Origin of the sequence: Polynucleobacter sp. MWH-UH35A (assembly GCF_018687075.1) — a bacterium.
Taxonomy (GTDB): domain Bacteria; phylum Pseudomonadota; class Gammaproteobacteria; order Burkholderiales; family Burkholderiaceae; genus Polynucleobacter.
Window position 1 is genome coordinate 234,881 of sequence record NZ_CP061285.1, and the last position, 19,025, is coordinate 253,905.

Annotated in this window: 19 protein-coding genes; 17 read left to right on the forward strand and 2 right to left on the reverse strand. The window is 45.6% G+C overall.

Annotated elements, in window-relative coordinates:
- Positions 1 to 25: 25 nt before the first annotated feature.
- From dapB to hemL, 9 genes are all read left to right on the forward strand, one after another.
- Positions 26 to 826 (forward strand): 4-hydroxy-tetrahydrodipicolinate reductase, encoded by an 801-nt coding sequence (dapB, locus tag ICV36_RS01260; protein WP_215401515.1) that lies wholly within the window; start codon positions 26 to 28, stop codon positions 824 to 826.
- Between the two features lie 49 nt (positions 827 to 875).
- A complete protein-coding gene (gene leuS, locus ICV36_RS01265) occupies positions 876 to 3,548 on the forward strand; it encodes a leucine--tRNA ligase (protein ID WP_215400750.1) in 2,673 nt (890 codons plus the stop codon).
- 13 nt (positions 3,549 to 3,561) lie between these two features.
- On the forward strand, positions 3,562 to 4,089 hold the full coding sequence (gene lptE, locus ICV36_RS01270) for an LPS assembly lipoprotein LptE (RefSeq protein ID WP_215400751.1): 528 nt from the start codon (positions 3,562 to 3,564) through the stop codon (positions 4,087 to 4,089).
- Between the two features lie 13 nt (positions 4,090 to 4,102).
- Positions 4,103 to 5,164 carry a DNA polymerase III subunit delta gene (holA, locus tag ICV36_RS01275; protein ID WP_215400752.1) on the forward strand — a complete coding sequence of 354 codons (1,062 nt, stop codon included), beginning with the start codon at positions 4,103 to 4,105 and terminating at the stop codon, positions 5,162 to 5,164.
- 75 nt (positions 5,165 to 5,239) lie between these two features.
- Positions 5,240 to 6,517 carry a glutamate-5-semialdehyde dehydrogenase gene (locus ICV36_RS01280; RefSeq protein ID WP_215400753.1) on the forward strand — a complete coding sequence of 426 codons (1,278 nt, stop codon included), beginning with the start codon at positions 5,240 to 5,242 and terminating at the stop codon, positions 6,515 to 6,517.
- 33 nt (positions 6,518 to 6,550) lie between these two features.
- The gene (locus ICV36_RS01285) at positions 6,551 to 6,976 is read left to right on the forward strand and encodes a CopD family protein (RefSeq protein ID WP_215400754.1); all 426 of its coding nucleotides are present in this window, start codon (positions 6,551 to 6,553) and stop codon (positions 6,974 to 6,976) included.
- 59 nt (positions 6,977 to 7,035) lie between these two features.
- Positions 7,036 to 8,469 carry a class I SAM-dependent RNA methyltransferase gene (locus ICV36_RS01290; RefSeq protein ID WP_215400755.1) on the forward strand — a complete coding sequence of 478 codons (1,434 nt, stop codon included), beginning with the start codon at positions 7,036 to 7,038 and terminating at the stop codon, positions 8,467 to 8,469.
- A gap of 81 nt (positions 8,470 to 8,550) precedes the next feature.
- Entirely contained in the window at positions 8,551 to 8,721 is a 171-nt protein-coding gene (locus ICV36_RS01295; RefSeq protein ID WP_071464595.1) for a rubredoxin, read from the forward strand.
- A 22-nt stretch (positions 8,722 to 8,743) separates the two neighbouring features.
- Positions 8,744 to 10,045, forward strand: a complete 1,302-nt coding sequence (hemL, locus tag ICV36_RS01300) for a glutamate-1-semialdehyde 2,1-aminomutase (protein ID WP_215401516.1) — start codon at positions 8,744 to 8,746, stop codon at positions 10,043 to 10,045.
- A gap of 35 nt (positions 10,046 to 10,080) precedes the next feature.
- Here hemL and ICV36_RS01305 read toward each other — a convergent pair whose 3' ends face one another.
- A complete protein-coding gene (locus tag ICV36_RS01305) occupies positions 10,081 to 10,920 on the reverse strand; it encodes a symmetrical bis(5'-nucleosyl)-tetraphosphatase (RefSeq protein WP_215400756.1) in 840 nt (279 codons plus the stop codon).
- Between the two features lie 59 nt (positions 10,921 to 10,979).
- Complete coding sequence (locus ICV36_RS01310; RefSeq protein ID WP_215400757.1) at positions 10,980 to 12,452, reverse strand: deoxyribodipyrimidine photo-lyase; 1,473 nt, start codon at positions 12,450 to 12,452, stop codon at positions 10,980 to 10,982.
- Positions 12,453 to 12,527: 75 nt separating this feature from the next.
- On the opposite strand from ICV36_RS01310, the gene ICV36_RS01315 reads away from it, so the two are divergent.
- From ICV36_RS01315 to ICV36_RS01350, 8 genes are all read left to right on the forward strand, one after another.
- Positions 12,528 to 13,337, forward strand: coding sequence for a YdcF family protein (locus ICV36_RS01315; RefSeq protein ID WP_215400758.1), 810 nt, complete (start codon positions 12,528 to 12,530; stop codon positions 13,335 to 13,337).
- Between the two features lie 126 nt (positions 13,338 to 13,463).
- Complete coding sequence (locus tag ICV36_RS01320; protein WP_251375112.1) at positions 13,464 to 14,003, forward strand: YqgE/AlgH family protein; 540 nt, start codon at positions 13,464 to 13,466, stop codon at positions 14,001 to 14,003.
- Positions 13,996 to 14,409: a Holliday junction resolvase RuvX gene (gene ruvX / locus ICV36_RS01325; RefSeq protein WP_215400760.1), complete on the forward strand. Its 414-nt coding sequence runs from the start codon at positions 13,996 to 13,998 to the stop codon at positions 14,407 to 14,409. The genes ICV36_RS01320 and ruvX overlap by 8 nt, the downstream gene beginning before the upstream one ends.
- 42 nt (positions 14,410 to 14,451) lie before the next feature.
- Positions 14,452 to 14,952, forward strand: a complete 501-nt coding sequence (pyrR, locus tag ICV36_RS01330; protein WP_215400761.1) for a bifunctional pyr operon transcriptional regulator/uracil phosphoribosyltransferase PyrR — start codon at positions 14,452 to 14,454, stop codon at positions 14,950 to 14,952.
- Positions 14,952 to 15,911 (forward strand): aspartate carbamoyltransferase catalytic subunit, encoded by a 960-nt coding sequence (locus ICV36_RS01335; protein WP_215400762.1) that lies wholly within the window; start codon positions 14,952 to 14,954, stop codon positions 15,909 to 15,911. Before pyrR ends, ICV36_RS01335 begins: the two co-directional genes overlap by 1 nt.
- 10 nt (positions 15,912 to 15,921) lie before the next feature.
- A complete protein-coding gene (locus tag ICV36_RS01340) occupies positions 15,922 to 17,244 on the forward strand; it encodes a glycosyltransferase (RefSeq protein ID WP_215400763.1) in 1,323 nt (440 codons plus the stop codon).
- A 28-nt stretch (positions 17,245 to 17,272) separates the two neighbouring features.
- Positions 17,273 to 18,196 (forward strand): DUF6492 family protein, encoded by a 924-nt coding sequence (locus ICV36_RS01345; protein ID WP_215400764.1) that lies wholly within the window; start codon positions 17,273 to 17,275, stop codon positions 18,194 to 18,196.
- Between the two features lie 31 nt (positions 18,197 to 18,227).
- On the forward strand, positions 18,228 to 19,025 hold the full coding sequence (locus ICV36_RS01350; RefSeq protein ID WP_215400765.1) for a DUF5672 family protein: 798 nt from the start codon (positions 18,228 to 18,230) through the stop codon (positions 19,023 to 19,025).

Sequence of the window (19,025 nt, forward strand, 5' to 3'; positions counted from 1 at the left end):
TAAATAAGAAGCGAAGAAATACATGATGAAGATTGCAATTGCTGGCGCTACAGGTCGTATGGGCAAGATGCTGATTGAGGCAGTTCTCAATACAGCAGATGCGCAATTGGTTGGAGCACTTGAACACAGCTCTTGCCCACAATTGGGGGAAGACGCCGGAGCATTTTTGGGTAAAAAAACGGGTGTAGTGATTTCATCTGACGTGGCGCAAGTGTTGGCGAATGCCCAGTTCCTCATTGACTTCACTAGACCTGAAGGCACGATGGCACATTTGGCTGTGGCTGAAAAGACCGGTACCAAAATGATTATTGGTACAACAGGTTTGACTGTCGATCAAATTGCCAGTCTAAAAAAAGCTGCTGCAAAGTTAGCGATTGTCTTTGCGCCGAATATGAGTGTAGGTGTAAATGCCACCTTCAAACTATTAGAAATCGCGGCCAAGATGCTCAATCAAGGTTACGACATAGAGATTATTGAAGCGCACCATAAGCATAAGGTCGATGCGCCTTCAGGCACTGCGCTCAAGATGGGTGAAGTGATTGCCGATGTCTTGGGTGAAAAGCTCGATGACGTTGCTGTGTACGCACGTGAAGGCCATACTGGTGAACGTAAAGAAGGTTCAATCGGTTTTGCCACGATTCGTGGTGGCGATATTGTGGGTGATCACACCGTCTTGTTTGCGGGCGATGGTGAGCGTATTGAAATCAGTCACAAGTCCTCAAGCCGTCAGTCCTACGCACAAGGTTCATTGCGTGCCGCACGCTTCTTGCAGAACCAAAGTAATGGTTTATTCGATATGCAAGATGTTCTTGGCTTACGTAAATAGTTAGCGGTCCGTCAATTAATTAAAAATAGAAGAAAAGAGCTGTTTGAGAATGAGTAAGGATTACGACTACCGCAGTATCGAGGCGGCAGCGCAAGCTGATTGGGAGGCTGCGCAAGTCTATCAAGTCACTGAAGGCGCAGTGGATGCGCAAGGTAAGAAAAAGCCTAAGTACTACGCCTGTTCCATGTTGCCTTATCCATCTGGCAAGCTCCATATGGGGCACGTACGCAACTACACCATCAATGATGTGATGGCACGTCAACTCCGCATGCAGGGCTATAACGTACTTATGCCAATGGGGTGGGATGCCTTTGGTATGCCCGCAGAAAATGCGGCGATTCAGAATAAAGTGCCACCAGCAAAATGGACCTACGACAACATTGCTTATATGAAAAAGCAAATGGCTGCGATGGGTTTAGCAATTGACTGGTCGCGTGAAGTAGCAACTTGCAGTCCTGAGTACTATCGTTGGAACCAGTGGCTTTTCCTCAAGATGCTCGAAAAGGGTATTGCTTACCGCAAAACGCAAGTAGTCAATTGGGATCCAATCGATCAAACCGTTTTGGCGAATGAGCAAGTAATCGATGGTCGTGGTTGGCGCTCTGGAGCATTAGTTGAAAAGCGTGAAATTCCTGGTTACTACTTCAACATTACTGCTTATGCAGAGCAATTGCTCTCCGGTTTAGATGGTTTGGGTTGGCCTGAACGCGTTAAGACCATGCAGCAAAACTGGATTGGTAAAAGTCGCGGTGTGCGTTTTGCTTTTAAGCATGAGATTGCAGACGATCATGGCAACTTCATTCAGGATGGCTTGCTCTACGTCTTTACTACTCGTGCGGACACCATCATGGGCGTCACATTCTGTGCGGTAGCGGCAGAGCATCCGTTGGCGGCAAAAGCGGCAGCCAACAATCCAGAGCTCGCTGCATTTATTGAGAAATGCAAAACGGGTAGCGTGATTGAAGCAGACTTAGCCACCCAAGAAAAAGAAGGTATGTTTACAGGTTTGTATGTGACACATCCCTTGACGCATGAACCTGTACCTGTTTGGGTTGGTAATTACGTATTAATGTCTTATGGCGATGGCGCAGTCATGGGTGTTCCAGCGCACGATGAGCGCGATTTTGCTTTTGCGCTCAAGTATGACTTACCGATCAAACAAGTGATTGCACTGAAAAGTGAGTCGCCCATGTTTAATACCACTCGCTGGGAGGATTGGTATGCCCAAAAAGACGATGTGGTTTGTTTTAACAGTGCTCAGTTTGACGGCTTGTCACACGATGAGGCTGTGAGTGCGGTTGCAAAAGAATTAGAAAAGCTCGGTATTGGTGAGATCAAGACCACCTATCGCTTGCGCGATTGGGGTATTTCTCGTCAACGCTATTGGGGTACGCCAATTCCAATTATTCATTGTGGCGATGAGAATCATCCGGGCTGTGGCGCTGTCCCTGTTCCTGAGGCGGATCTACCAGTCGTGTTGCCGGAAGATTGCGTGCCCGATGGCAGCGGTAATCCGCTCAATAAACGTGCTGACTTTTTAAATGTGAAGTGTCCAAAGTGCGGCAAGCCTGCACGTCGTGAAACTGACACCATGGATACCTTTGTGGATTCCTCTTGGTATTTCATGCGCTATACCGGTCCGAATGCGAAGACCATGGTGGATGAGCGTAATGAATATTGGATGCCAATGGATCAATACATTGGCGGTATTGAGCATGCGATTTTGCATTTACTCTATGCACGTTTCTGGACCAAGGTCATGCGTGATCTCAATCTCATTACTTTTGATGAGCCATTCCAGAATTTGCTAACCCAAGGCATGGTTCTCAACGAGACTTATTACTCTGAAGATGCCTCCGGCAAAAAGACTTGGCTAAATCCTTTGGATGTGGAGCTAGATCTTGATGAAAAAGGTCGACCAAAGGGTGCTAAGTTAATTGGCGACACTTCCAATACCCCGGTTGTAGTCGGCGGTGTTGAGAAAATGTCCAAGAGCAAGAGCAATGGTGTTGATCCACAGGCTTTGATCGATCAATACGGTGCAGATACTGCGCGTTTGTTTGTGATGTTTGCCGCACCTCCTGAACAGCAGCTCGAGTGGTCTGGTGCTGGCGTGGATGGCGCTTCTCGTTTCTTACGTCGGGTGTGGATGTATTCCAGCAGTCAAGCGAGTGTCTTGCGTGATGCATCCGATAGCTTGCCTAGTAATTTGAGTGATGCTGAAAAAGAATTGCGCCGTGAAGTTCATACGATTTTGAAGCAAGCTAATTTTGACTATCAACGTCGTCAGTACAACACAGTTGTCTCTGCGGCAATGAAGATGCTCAATACACTAGAGCCAATCAAGCTGAAACAGAATGCAGCGATTAGTGCACCTGTATTGCGTGAATGCTTAAGTATTTTGTTGCGTGTGTTGTACCCAGTCGTTCCACATATGACCCATGTGCTGTGGAAAGACCTTGCTTACACCAAATCGTTTGGACCGCTATTGGATGCTCCATGGCCCTCTGTAGATGAAGCGGCTTTAGTGCAAACAGAACTAACGTTGATGCTGCAGATTAACGGTAAGTTGCGCGGTGATATCAAGGTGCCCGCTGATGCCAGTAAAGAACAGGTTGAAGCTTTGGCCTTACAAAGTGAGCCTGCACAAAAGGCATTAAATGGTGGCGCGCCGAAAAAGGTGATTGTGGTGCCTGGACGTTTGGTCAATATTGTTGCTTAAATAGAAAAGAATCATGAGCGTAAATTCCCTTCGTCGTGCAATGCTAGGCTTCATTGCTACAGCTCCAGTCATGGGGCTGATCGCATGTGGTTATCGCTTGCGCGGCATGGTGGATTTGCCATTTAAAGTTATTGCGATTACCGGTAATCCATCGCCACCATTAAGGGCGGATTTACAAACCGCCATTTTGACGGGGACTGATGCAAAGGTGGCTATCAACCCCAAGGATGCGGATCTCATCTTGGATATTACCAACGACATCAATGGTCGCGAGATTTTGGCTTACAACTCAAATGGTCAGGTATCAGCTTACCGTCTGAATATTCGTGTCGGCTTTAGGGCTTACGATTTAGCGGGGGCTGATGTAGTGCCTGAAGCTGAAATCTATATGACTCGCGATATGGACTTTAGTGTGTCCACTGTTTTGGCGACTGATGCTCAAATTCAGCAGTTCTTAACATTGATGCGTAAAGATTTGGCCATTCAGATCTTACGTCGCGTTGCAGCTGCTGCAAGAGCGCCGCAAGCTAGAGCATTCTAGAGGCAGACAAGGCATGGTTAAAGTGGATGCCTTGCAAGTGCACCTGAAGTCGTTGAATTCTGGTGGTGCAATGTTGCCACTCTATATCTTTAGTGGTGATGAACCCTTGTTGATGATGGAGGCTATGGATCAATTGCGAGCCGCCGTCAAGAAACAAAACTTCACTGAACGCGAAGTCTTATTGCAAGAGCGTGGATTTGACTGGAGTGCTTTATTAAATGCGGGTCAGACCATGTCATTGTTTGGTGATAAACGTTGGGTAGAGTTGCGCATCCCGACGGGTAAGCCAGGTCGTGATGGGGCGGATGCTTTAAAGCAATTCGCTGCTCAAATTGCTTCCCAACCGGTTGGATCGGATGGTCCAGACACTGTTGTTTGTATTGTCTTGCCGCGCTTAGATGGAAAAACCAAGACTTCTGCCTGGTTCAGCGCGTTAGATGACGCTGGCATGGCGATTCAGATTGATTCTTTGGACCGTAGTCACTTGCCGCAGTGGATCGCTGGACGACTAAAGCGCCAAAATCAAGAAGTGGAAGCGGGACCAGAAGGTCAGCGCGCACTCGAATTTATTGCAGATCAAGTTGAGGGAAATTTGATTGCTGCCCATCAAGAAATTTTGAAGTTGGGCTTGCTTTATCCAACCGGAAAGTTAAGCGAAGAGCAAATTCGCTCATCTATTCTGAAGGTGGCGCGTTATAACGTTTTTGAGTTGACTGAGGCTATGCTTGCTGGAGACCTAGCGCGACTAAATCGCATGTTAGATGGCCTCAAAGGTGAGGGTGAGCCATTGGTGTTGATTCTGTGGAGCGTAACCGAAGAGCTTCGGATACTATCTAAATTAAAAGCGGCTAGCGATGCCGGTGAATCAGTGCAAAACCTGATGCGTGCTAATCGAATTTGGGGAAATAAAGAGCGTTTGTATCCGGCAGCATTGAGAAGGGTTCAGCCCCTTAAGCTGCGCAGGGCAATGCAGGTTGCTGCAGGCCTGGATCGTCAAGTAAAGGGATTGCATGCGGCAGAGTTGCCTGCGGATCCTTGGGATGGTCTGCGCTTGGTTGGCAATTTATTGCGCTAATGAGTAAATAAAGCAAATGCAGTAACTGTATAAAAGTGAATTAAAGAGTAACAAGAGAGCAAGCAGAGAATAGAAATGAGTTCAGTCATTAAAGAAATGATGCAAGATATTGGGATGCGTGCACGCACTGCATCGCGGGCTATGGCGCGTGCATCGAGTGAGCAAAAGAATCAGGCTTTACTGCACATTGCTAAAGTGGTTCGCCAAAAAACAGATGAGATTCAGAGGGTAAATCAAGTGGACGTGGAGCGCGCCAAGGCGAATGGCCAAGATGCAGCTTTTGTTGATCGCCTAACCATGACACCAAAAACAATAGAAACTATGGCTCTGGGGTTGGAGCAAATTGTTTCGCTAGAAGATCCAATTGGAAAAATATCAGCTTTGCAAAAGCAAGCCTCTGGAATCGAGCTGGGACAGATGCGTGTTCCGCTGGGAGTTATTGGCATCATTTATGAATCACGTCCTAACGTCACGATTGATGCTGCTGCCTTGTGCCTCAAGTCCGGTAATGCGGTAATTTTGCGTGGCGGCTCGGAAGCGATTGATTCCAATACTTTGTTGGCACAGATTATTCAAGATGGTTTGGCCGCCGCAGGCCTGCCAAAAGATGCCGTGCAAGTGGTGACCACTACCGATCGCAGCGCTGTTGGTGAGATGATTACGATGACGCAATATATTGATGTGATCGTGCCACGCGGCGGTAAGAGTCTCATTGCGCGCTTAATGGCTGAAGCACGCGTACCCATGATTAAGCACTTGGATGGTATCTGCCACACTTATATTGACGCGGATGCGGATGTGGCAATGGCCGTTAAAGTGTGCGACAACGCCAAGACCCAGCGCTATGCACCTTGCAATGCAATGGAGACTTTGCTAGTTAATCAAGAGATTGCAAATCAGGTATTGCCAACCCTCTGTAAGATTTATCAAGACAAAGGTGTTGAATTGCGTGTGGATGGTTTGACTCGTAAAACCCTCGAGGCCAATGGGTTTCAGAATTTAGTCGATGCTATAGAAGAAGATTGGCAGACAGAGTACTTGGCTCCCATTTTGTCCATTAAGACTGTGGCGAATATGGATGAGGCCATGAATCATATTGAGAAATATGGCAGCAAACATACTGATGCCATTATTACCAATAACAAGGCGCAGGCTGACCGATTCTTGCGTGAAGTCGATAGCGCTAGTGTGATGGTCAATGCCAGCACTCGCTTTGCGGATGGCTTTGAATATGGTCTTGGTGCTGAAATCGGCATTTCAAATGACAAGCTACATGCCCGTGGCCCTGTTGGGCTAGATGGTTTGACCTCATTGAAGTATGTGGTGATGGGCCATGGCGAGATTCGGACTTAATTAACAATCTATAGAGCACACTAAATAAAATCTATGAGTAATGCCTACCTTTGGGTAAAAACCTTTCACATCGTATTTATTACCTCATGGTTTGCGGGTTTGTTTTATTTGCCCAGAATTTTTGTCAACTTGGCTGAAGAAAAAAACACTGAAGCTTATGCTCGCTTATTGGGTATGGCCGATCGTCTGTTTAGATTTATGACTATTCTGGCTGTGCCTGCGGTGTTGCTGGGCTTAACGCTTTGGTTTTATTTTGGTATTGGTGCAGGTGATGTTTGGATGCATGCCAAATTATTCTTTGTGATCCTGGTGATCGGTTATCACCACGCTTGCTTAAGCCTGCTCAAGAAATTCCGCACTGGTGTGAACAGGCGATCTGGCGTTTGGTTTCGTTGGTTTAACGAGGTGCCGGTGATCTTGTTGGTGATTGTTGTGGCTTTAGTGCTATTTAAGCCTTAAGACCGAGCTATTAATATCGTTTTATTTTTTAATACCCCCATTTAAAGACTGTTAGCCCCATGAGATTTTTTGTTGTTTGTCCAGGCGGTATAGAAGTGCCGCTTGCCCAGGAGCTAGCGGAGATTGCGGGGCGCCCAGAATGTAAGGCCCTGGGGGCATGGGTAATTGACCCGACTCCTACCAGTCCTACGGGTGGCGTTGGTCTTGCCGCACCGCTTTCCGCTGCTATGGCATTGAATTTGCATTCACGCATCGCAAGTCGGGTGTTACTACAAATGGCACAAGCACCCTATAGGCAAGAAGATGATTTGTACAAATTGGCTAGTGGCTTAGCTTGGGAAGAATGGTTTACTAGCAAGCAAACATTGCGTGTGGATGTGACAGCACACCGTTCCCCATTGAAGAGTCTAAATTTTGCAACGCTCAAAATTAAAGACGCCATTGTTGATCGTTTACGCAATGTGACGGGCGATCGTCCTAGTATCGATACTGCCTTTCCACATGTTCGTGTACAGGCTCATTTGACAGCAACCCAAGTCACTATTTATTTAGATACTTCAGGTGAAGCGTTGTTTAAGCGCGGCTGGCGTGATGAAAAAGGCGACGCACCGCTAAAAGAAAATTTAGCAGCCGGTATTTTGTCTTTCACTGCTTGGAAGCCTGGTCAAAATTTATTTGATCCGATGTGTGGTAGCGGTACCTTTCTCATTGAGGCTGCTCAAATGGCTCTTGCCATACCGCCTGGGGCTATTCGGGCGGGGATGTACGACGACGCTAAGCCCAGCAGATTGGCCTATCGACCCTTGGTAACTTCAGCTCATGGTTTTGGATTTCAGAGGCTTAAACCATTTAATGAGTCTGCTGAGCAAAAGCGTTGGGTGGTTTTGAAAGAGGCTGCGCTGGCACTCATGTTAGAAAAGCGTCAGCAACTTCCCAATGTAGAGTCTTTGAAAATTACGGGTGGCGATATTAATGAGAAATTAGTATCGATGTTTAAATGCAATTGGCAAAGAGCGCAATTGCCTGATCAGCCAGTAGCACGCCAGATCGATGCTTTGGCTGCAAAGCCCCCGGGTAATGCAAGCGCAGGCGTGATGTTGCTAAATCCCCCATATGGCGAGCGCTTAGTGATCAAAGGTGGGCGTGGTCAGGATCGTAGTTCTACTCAAGAGGAAAACTACGATGATGAGCCTAATAATCGTTTTGAGTTGAACTTAGAGACAGGCCGTCAATGTGCCAAACGCTCTAGTCGTGAATCATTGAAAAAGCTGCAGGCCCAGGAAGAGCAAGACCCTAAGTTTGTTGAGTTTTTACGCCAATTTGGACAGCACCTCAAGGATGATTTTGGTGGATGGAATATTTTTGTGCTGACTGCAGATATGGCGCTACCGGGTCAGTTGCGCATTAAGGAATCGAAGCGCACCCCCATGTTTAATGGTCCTCTTGAATGCCGTTTATTCAAATTTGAGATGCACGCTAAACGACCGGCTTAAAGCAGTCAAAAACCTTAAAATAAAAGAGCAAGCTTAATGTAGCTAAATGCAAGTAGCTAAAAATATTCGGAGAACAAAGTAATGGAATTTAAAACGTATATGTGTTTGATCTGTGGCTGGGTTTATGACGAAGCTGCTGGCTTGCCTGATGAGGGTATCGCACCGGGCACCCTGTGGAAAGACGTTCCCATGAACTGGACTTGTCCAGAATGTGGTGCTCGCAAAGAAGATTTTGAAATGATGGCAATTTAATTTATTGAATTCGAAAGCAATGATGGCAACAGTAGATCAAAACGCAGTTTTATTTGAGCGTGCACAAAAGACGATCCCTGGGGGTGTTAACTCTCCGGTGCGAGCTTTTCGTCAGGTAGGCGGAGTTCCGCGTTTTGTTACTAAAGCCAATGGCCCTTATTTTTGGGACGCTAACGACAAGCGTTATATCGATCTAATTATGTCTTGGGGCCCGATGATTGTGGGGCACGCCAACCCCGAGGTAGTGGCTGCGGTTCAGAAGGCTGCAGAGACGAGTTTTAGTTATGGCGCACCCACTGAAGGTGAAATTGAATTAGCCGAACGTATTTGCGCCTTAATGCCAAGCGTTGAGCAAGTGCGCATGGTTTCTAGCGGTACTGAAGCAACAATGAGTGCCTTACGTCTGGCTCGTGGCTACACTGGTCGTGATCTGATTATTAAATTTGAAGGTTGTTACCACGGCCATGCTGATAGTCTGTTGGTTAAGGCGGGGTCAGGCCTACTTACTTTTGCTGATTCTACGCAGAATGCGCCATCCTCTGGTGGCGTACCGCAGGATCTGGTTAAACACACCTTGGTTCTGCCGTATAACGACGTTGCAGCAATTGAAGAGGTATTCAAAAAGCAAGGTAACCAGATTGCTGCAGTAATTCTGGAGCCAATTGCCGGCAATATGAACCTCATTCAGCCTTCAAAAGAATTCTTATCCGTTATTCGCAACCTTACTAGTAAGCATGGTGCTGTATTGATCTATGACGAAGTGATGACTGGTTTTAGAGTGGCTCTAGGTGGCGCTCAATCTCTGCAAGGCATTACGCCTGATCTCACCTGCTTGGGTAAGGTTATGGGCGGTGGCATGCCAATGGCAGCCTTTGGTGGCAAGAAGGAAATCATGTCTAAGCTTGCCCCTCTCGGCAATGTTTATCAAGCGGGGACTTTATCTGGCAATCCTGTTGCGGTTGCTGCTGGATTAAAGACTTTGGAGATTATTTCCAGAGAAGGTTTTTACGAATGCTTAACCGGTCAGACCGAAAAATTGATGGCTGGGTTAAAGCAAGCGGCAGATACTGCGAATGCTCCTTTTGCGGTTGATAGCGTAGGTGGTATGTTCGGTTTTTACTTCGCTGATCAAGTTCCAACTTCATATGATGCAGTGACTAAAACCAATATCGAGGCATTTAAGAAGTTCTTTCACCTAATGTTGGATGAAGGTGTTTATTTAGCTCCTTCAGCATACGAAGCTGGCTTTACATCGATTGCGCATGACAATGCAGTTGTCGACACCATCATTGCTGCCGCTGAGAGTGCATTCAAAAAACTGTAGATTTTAAGAATACAGTTCTAGTCTAGATAAAGAGATTACATGCGTAGTGGGTGGTCATACCCACTCACCTGAATTACCTCTAATTTTTTATGGTCTTTATTCGAATTTGAGATTTCAAGGGCTGTCAGTTTTCCACCCCATACGCAGCCGGTGTCTAGACCAACCACATTATGTTGGCGCAACAAGCCTAAGGTGGACCAGTGACCAAAATAAGTCAGGACGTCCTGAGTTTTTCTGTTGGGAACCATGAACCAGGGAATGTAGCCCTTAGGACCTTGTTCTAAGCCTTCCTTGCTCTCAAATTCCATTTGACCACTTGGTGTGCAAAAACGCATTCTCGTAAGTGCGTTAGTGATGACACGAAGACGCTCATAACCCTTCAGGGACTTGCTCCATTTATTCGGGGTATTGCCATACATATTGGCTAAAAAGTCTTTGTAAGACTTGCTGCGCAGTGTTTTTTCTACTTCCTGTGCGCATTCAATCGTTTGCTGCAAGTCCCACTGGGGAAGTACGCCTGCGTGCACAGTGAGAACATTTCCATTGCTCAGCGCCATGGGTCGATTGCGAACCCAATGAATCAGTTCTTTTCTATCAGGTGCTGACAAGATGGGTTGAATCGTATCCAAGCTTTTAGGGCTGCGAAATCCAGCATCAATTGCTAAAAGGTGAAGATCATGGTTTCCCAGAATGCATTCGGCACGACCCGATTCCTGCAAAGACTTGAGTTGGCGCAATGCACCCAGAGAGTCTGGTCCGCGATTAACCAAGTCTCCCAAAAAAATCATCTTTGATTTAGTTGGGAGTTTTTTGACCAAGGCTTTTAATGAAGGTGCGCAGCCTTGGACATCACCTACGGCATAGATCTTGCTCATACCCTATCTTAAATCCGAATGGTGAAATGGTCCCGATTTAGCGCGATTGAGTAAAAAGATTAAGCCACCTTTTTGACTACGCTGTAGCGTACTAAGGTATTTTTTCGGGCCTCATCATGATCGACGACTGGTAACGGGTAGTCTCGCCCGATCACTATCCCGGCAGCCTCTAATTCAATATGACCAACTTGCCATGGGGCATGGATTGATTTCTTGGAGAGCTTTTCCAGTTGGGGCAGGTAGCGCTTGATGAACTTGCCTTCGGGGTCAAACTTCTCGGATTGAGTAATGGGGTTAAAGATTCGGAAATAAGGTTGTGCATCACATCCGGATGAGGAGGCCCACTGCCAGCCGCCATTGTTTGAGGAAAGTTCAAAGTCATTAAGATGTTCAGCAAAATAGGCTTCGCCCCAACGCCAATCAATCCCTAGGTCTTTTGTTAGAAAGCTGGCTACTACCATACGCAGGCGGTTATGCATATAACCGCTCTGGTTGAGTTGATGCATGGCAGCGTCCACTAATGGATAGCCTGTCTTGCCTTCGCACCAAGCAGTAAATAATTTTTTTGCTTTAGCTCCAGATTCCCAGGTGATGTTGTCGTAATCTGGCTTAAAAGATGCGCCCGATGCAAGGCGAGGGTGATTGGCAAGAATCATGAAATAGAAATCACGCCAAATTAATTCACTTAACCAAATGGTTGCGCCCATACTTCCTGCCAGCATACGTCGATGCGCTTCACGCACTAAACCTCTAATCGAGAGCATGCCAAAGCGCAAATGAGTGGATAGGTAGCTGACGCCTTTGATTGCCGGGAAATCCCTGCCCACCTGATATTGGTCTATGCGAGATAAAAAGTCTTCTAAGAAGACCTGCCCACCCTCTGAGCCCGGCGGTAGATAGCTTTCAATGCCAGTGGCACAAAATCCCATAGACTCAAGTGAGGGGAAGGGCTGCTCTAATTTTTTAGGAATCGCTGCCAGTTGACCTGGCTTTGGATTGCACTCATAAGCAGCCAGATCTTTTTCTTGAAGGGTCTTCAGCCAATTATTTTTATAAGGTGTAAAGATCGAGAAAACGGTATTGGAGTTAGTGAGAATTTCTTTCTTCTCAAAGATCACTTGATCTTTAAAAGTCTCAAACCCAATGTCATGCTTTCCTAATTTAGATTGAACCGTCTCATCACGTTCGATAGCCGAAGGCTCGTAGTCGTGATTTGCAAATACAGTGTCAACACCAAGTTCTTTGGCAATTTCAGGAATGCACTCAGTTGGCTTGCCAAAGCGAACAATGAGTCCACCACCTTGGGTGCGTAATTCATCATCAATTTGCTTTAACCCTTGCCATATGAAATCCACACGGCGGTCGTGCTTCAGGCCTTTGGGATCTAATTCGCCTTTGAGTAGGGGTTTGAGAATATCGGTATCAAAGATGAAGGCGAGCCAAACCTTCTCACTGTCCTTGAGGGCGTGGTGAAGGGCGGCATTGTCATAAAGACGTAGATCACGGCGGAGCCAAACGAGAGCTTTTTGCATAGCCCCTATATTAGGGCTTATTTGGCTTCAATGCAGGCGCTTAGGCTGGGCTGTCGGGTTAAGATCACAAACAATATGGATACGATCTTTTTTATTGTTTCAAAAGTAGTGCAATTTTTAATTGAACCGCTCAATTGGGTACTAGTCTTTGTTCTATTGGCTTTGATGTTTTTGTCGCTGCGAAAGCCTCATATTTGTAAGCGATTATTAGTATTGGCATTAATTGATCTTGTGCTGGTGGGCTGGTTACCCACATCAGAAGTATTTCTGAGGGCGCTTGAAGAGGTAGTGCCCAAAATTGAAATTTCAAAATTGGAAACCAGTGACCTTGGTGGCATCATTATTTTGGGCGGTGCAATTGAAGGCGGAGAGATTGCTGTTGATCGAGGGGAGATTTCAATCTATTCCTCTGCTGAGAGGGTGACTAAAGCTTTTGAGTTAATACGCAAGAACCCCAATGTGCCGTTTATATTTAGCGGTTATTCAGGTCGCATTACGCCAAAAGGGGTTTCGGAGGCAGATGCATTTAAGCGGTTGATTCAAGAGCAGGGCTTAAGTGAGCAGAACGCTCATTACGAAAACCAGTCTCGAAATACTTATGAGAATGTGCTTTATATGAAGCCGATGATTGAGGAGTTTGGTTTAAAAACAGATGCTGGGCAATTAAAGCCATGGCTCTTGATTACCTCAGCGAGTCATATGCTTCGTTCAGAGAAGGTTTTTCAAAAACAGGGAATCAAAGTTATTCCCGTGCCAGTGGATTACCAAACGGCCCATCGCTTGCAATGGACTTCTTTTGACCTAACCAATGGGGCTCACAATTGGAACATCCTAGTTCATGAAATAGTCGGCCTTTTTGCCTATTGGATTACCGGAAAAATCTAGATATTCTGTAAAATAGGACCCATGACTTCTGCTAAAAAAGCACCCCCTGCTTCAGAACCAGCTTCTGTATCAGAGTCATCCATTTCCCTCTCCGCAGACCACCTTGCCAATCAGTTCTTGATTGCCATGCCGGGCATGGTAGATCCAAACTTTGCTGGTTCCGTAATTTACCTCTTTGAGCATACTGAGAGAGGCGCCATGGGCTTGGTCATTAATCGACCTACTGAGGTCGATTTAGAAACGCTATTTGACAAGATTGAATTGAAATTAGAGATTGCTCCTTTATTAAAGCAACCAGTATATTTTGGTGGCCCCGTCCAAATTGAACGTGGCTTTGTATTGCATGAGTCTGATTCGCTGAGTCCTTATAGTTCATCTCTCGTAATACCAGGCGGTCTCACAATGACCACCTCAAAGGATGTTCTTGAGGCCGTTGCAGTGGGTAAAGGACCACAACATTTTTTGATGACCTTAGGTTATGCCGGTTGGGGTGCTGGTCAGCTTGAGGAAGAAATTACTCTGAATGGTTGGATGAATGTACCGCTAGCTCGCGAGCAAATGATTGAGATCATCTTTAATACACCATCGAGCCAGCGTTATGAGAAGGCGGTGAGCCATTTAGGATTTGATTTATCCCGTCTATCGGGTGAGGCTGGGCATGCCTGAGGCATTGACCATACTATCTTTTGACTATGGAACTCGCAGAGTGGGTGTGGCAGTTGGAAACTCCTTATCCAAATCGGGACAAGCACTAAAGACGATATCTGCCTCAAGTAGCGACGCTCTTTTTCAGGAGATTGAATCTCTATTAAAGGAGTGGCAGCCAGACCAATTGGTAGTTGGGAAGCCAACCCACCCAGATGGCACGCCGCATGAGATGACATTGAGAGCAACCCGCTTTGGCAATCAGCTACACGGACGCTTTCATTTACCAGTTGTTTGGGTCGATGAACGCTATACCTCAGCTGTTTTAGAGGGGGATCCAGAGATGTACGACAATCTAGATGCCCATTCTGCTGTTTTGATCTTAGAGCAGTATTTTGCAGAGCAAAGCGCGAAATCTTTAAATTAAATATAGATACTAAATAGATTGATAAAAGCACCGGACTTAAGAATGAACGCTGAACAGTTATACGGAAAATTACTAGACAATCTGCGCAAGAGAAAGCAAGAGGGTGCTTTTGAGCTTGCAGGTTTAGCCATGGGAGGCGCTTGGATTGCTGAGCGTTTGGCCTACGATTTGGGGCTTCCTCATTTTGGTGTGATTAATGTGGCCTTTCATCGGGATGATTATGCGGAGAAGGGGATGACAGCTTTGCGCACCGCTAGCACGATGACTACGCATTTGCCGTTTGATGTAAATGGCGCTAATGTAATTTTGATCGACGATGTTTTGTTAACCGGTAGAACTGTTCGCGCAGCTTTAAATGAGTTATTTGATTTTGGCCGGCCTGCCCAAGTGGAATTAATGGTATTAGCGGATCGCGGAAATCGTGAACTACCAGTTGCTGCCAACTTTGTTGGTGAGCAGGTAGAGGTTCCGGAGAATCAGATTCTGGTTTTAGAGAAAGACACCGCTGGCAAGTTCAGCTTTCAGTTAGAGGAGCGTGAATAATGAGTCAGCCAGTCAATCAATTTAATTCCGCTGGAGAATTAACCCATCTTCTGACGCTTGAAGGTCTGCCAAAGGAGCAAATCCTTCATATTTTGGATACTGCCCAGCAATTTGTGAGTGTGACTGACCCTGCGCGCGAGGTTAAAAAGGTTCCTCTATTAAGAGGCAAAAGTGTTTTCAATCTCTTCTTTGAAAACTCCACTCGTACCAGAACAACTTTTGAGATTGCTGCAAAACGTTTATCTGCAGATGTGATTAATTTGGATATCTCTACTTCCTCCACCGCAAAGGGAGAGGGTTTGCTAGATACGATTGATAACTTGGTGGCGATGCAGGCAGATATTTTTGTGGTTCGTCATAGCGTCTCTAAAGCCCCTATTGAGATTGCTAATCACGTGCCGCCCCATGTGCACGTTGTGAATGCTGGTGATGGTAGTCATCAACATCCTACCCAAGGCTTGCTGGATATGTACACCATGCGGCACTTTAAACAAGACTTCAAAGGCTTAAAAGTGGCGATTGTGGGCGACATTGTACATAGTCGTGTAGCGAAGTCTAATATTCATGCACTGACAACTCTAGGTTGTGAAGACATACGTGCTATTGGTCCAGAGAGCTTGCTCCCAAGCGATTTAGATATGCTTGGCGTAAAAGTCTTCCATAGCATGGAAGAAGGCCTCAGAGATGTTGATGTAGTGATGACCTTGCGTATTCAGAAAGAGCGCATGGAGGCTGGCCAGGTTCCTGAGGGCGATGCTTTCTTTAAGCAATATGGTTTAACACCGACACGTTTGGCCTTGGCGAAGTCAGATGCAATTGTGATGCACCCAGGCCCTATGAACCGTGGCGTGGAGATTGATTCCGCAGTAGCCGATGGACCTCAGTCAGTCATCCTCAATCAAGTGACATTCGGTATTGCCGTCCGTATGGCTGTCATGTCTATTGTTGCGGGCAATTAAGCGCACCAGCATGGAGTCCAAAAAACGTTGGTTAATTTTGTCGCATGGCTTCAACATGGATGGCCGTGCCTCAAGCCAGACAATTACTGACAAGATTCCTTATTTTCTGGAAGCGGGTATTGAGCCCATTGTCTTTAGCGCTATTACCGGAATTAAGGATCAACGTTTTCCACATCGCCAATTTCTGGCTTGGGGTCCTGCTGCATTCCGGTTTGATTTTCGTCACTGGATCGCTAATCAATATGGTAGAGGACTTTTTTACAAAGTTTCAACGGGTATTGTTTCTTTACTGCTTGCCCCTTTTATTGCCTTAGAAAAGTTTGTTCTTGGTTATTCCAGTCAGTGGTCTTGGTCGATTCCTGCCTACCTTCATGGTTTACGTTTAATTCGCTCTGGCAAGATCGATCTTATTTACTCAACAGGGGGAGCATGGTCTGCCCATTTGGCAGGTTTATGGCTCAAGAAAAAAACGGGTACACCATGGATAGTGGAGATACATGATCCCTTGGTCATACGTCAGAGTCCAGATGATCCGGGTTTTGCAAAGCCCAAGAATCGTGATGCTCGCTTTAGACAATATTTAGAAAAGCAAATTTGCAAATATGCGGATTTGGCCTGGTGGTTTACCGATGGCGCCGTACATTATGCGAAAGTACGGAATCCAAATCTCAATACCCCACATAATGCGCAGGGTTTTATGGTGCTTCCTGGTGCCGAACCTCCAGGTGGTTCAAGTAGCCAGCAAGTGCACCAGTATTCCGAGTATTTAAATCTGTGTCACTTTGGTTCTTTAGCAAATGACCGTTCTCTCTCCACCATACTAAATGCCCTGGTCCCGCTTTTTAAGAAATATCCTCAGGCAAGAAAGCATATTCGGGTGAATGCTTATGGAGCACCGCTAGATTCATTAACTGTCGATGCTCTCAAACATCTAACGTTTGATGATGTTTTGCTAGCCCATGGGCGTTTAGAAAAAGATCCCAACACTGGTAAGTCAGGACGTGAGCGCGTGGTTGAAAAAATGCAATCTGCGGATGTTTTGATCCTTTTGCATGGCAATGACGAATGGTGCGCTGAATACATTCCCTCGAAGTTTTATGAGTATCTTTGGGCTGGCAGACCTATTTGGGGTATCACCCATCGCAATCCTCAGTTGGATCAGATGTTATTGGAACGCTCTGCATACCTGAGTCCTCAAAATGATTCTGAGGCTATTGAACTAGCTTTAGAGCGCATTTGGTTGGATTGGGAGCAAAAGCGCTTGCCAGTTCCAGCTGGAAAACCCATAGGCGTAAAGCAAGCGGTAGATACAATCCTAAGTGTTGTGAAATAACCCCGCCTTTAATTTTTTTAGGGTAACTATGCTGAATCTCGTTCTATATTGTTGCACCTTCCGAAAAGACTTGAAGAGAACGGTCAAGCTTGCTCAAAGCATCCAAAAGCACAACAAAGGCAATATCCCCTTTTATATTTCTGTACCCGCAGATGATGTCAAGTTATTTCAGGAGCATCTCAAGGGCTATAAAGTCATCATTTTTGATGAGATGGATATCTTCAAAGCAAATCCAAAACTCAATATTCAACAGCTATATGAGATACGCGGTGGCTTAAGACAGCAAGTGATTAAGTCTGAGTTCTGGAGATTGGGCATTTCTGAAAATTATCTGGTCTTAGATTCAGACTGTATCTTCATCCGTGATTTTGATGAAAGCGATTTCCTTTTTAAGGACGATATCCCTTACTCCGTGATTCATGAGGGTCGCGATGTTCTTCAGGCTACGGAGCGCTTTGGCCCGAAGAAGATTCGCCAACACTTTTTGGCTGACCGAGAGCCAATTAAAGCTGCCTTAGGTCGCAAGGGCGTCACTTACGATTTTGGTTATGCCCCATTTTTGTGGTGTAGAAAAGTTTGGGAGTCCTTGGATAAGAATTATCTAACACCTAATAATATGAATTTTCTTGATGCGGTATTACTCTGTGGATCTGAGTTCACTTGGTATGGCGAATCGCTCATTAACTTTAGGGCAATTCCGATTTATCCACGCGAACAATTGTTTATGCATTACCACTATGAGCATCAGTTGTGGGCTCATCAAGTGCTAGGATACAAAGAAGAGCTTCTTGCCTACGACTATTTGGGGGTTGTATACCAATCAAATTGGGAAAGCTGGGGAGATTATGGCCCATCAAATAAGAGTATCTTTTCGAGAGCGTGGAGATCAGTTAAACGAGTCCTGAAAAAGATTCAATTTAAGATTTCATTATTGCTTGGATTCATGTATTAAGTATTAACTACTTTCAAATATCACACAGGTAATGCTCAATCTATCTAATGTCACTCTGTTATGCGTCGAGACGCGTGAACCTGAGTTAGCGCATTGGGCGATTGATCAATGTTTGAAAGGAACCCAATTTGCTAAGGTAGTGCTCATTACAGATTTGGAAAAGGTAAGGTCAAATAGGGTTGATATTGAGTATGTTCAAGCGCCTCCAATTAGGACTACCAAAGATTATTCTGAGCTTTTGTTAACTGGTCTCGACCAATATGTGGAAGGCTCTCATGTGTTGGTGATTCAGTGGGATAGTTTTATTACCAACCCAGAGTTATGGGAAAGTGAATTCTTAAATTACGACTATATTGGGGCTGTTTGGCCGCACCATCCAAAGACTGCAGTTGGCAATGGCGGTTTTTCTCTGCGATCAGTAAAGCTATTGAATGCCATGAAAAAGCCTGGGTTTGTGAAAAGACACCCTGAAGACTATTGCATATGCGTTGATAACAAGGAGTTCTTAAAGCAGGAGTGTGGAATTCGGATTGCACCTACTGGAGTCGCCGAACAATTTTCTGTTGAGCGTTCTACATGGCATCCATCTTTTGGATTTCATGGATTCTTCAACTTTGGCAGAGTTCTCAATGATTTCGAATTAAAGGCCTTTATCAAGATACTGCCCTATAATTATTTAAATGGCCTTGATGGCTATGATTTAATTTATTCATTGCAAGAGCAGGGTAGGGTGAGTTTAGCGAAGGAAATTGCCGCTAAAGTGCGCTTCAAGTGGAAAATGCGTAAACGATTTTTAAAGCTGAAATTTTGGCAGCTAAGCGCTAAATAA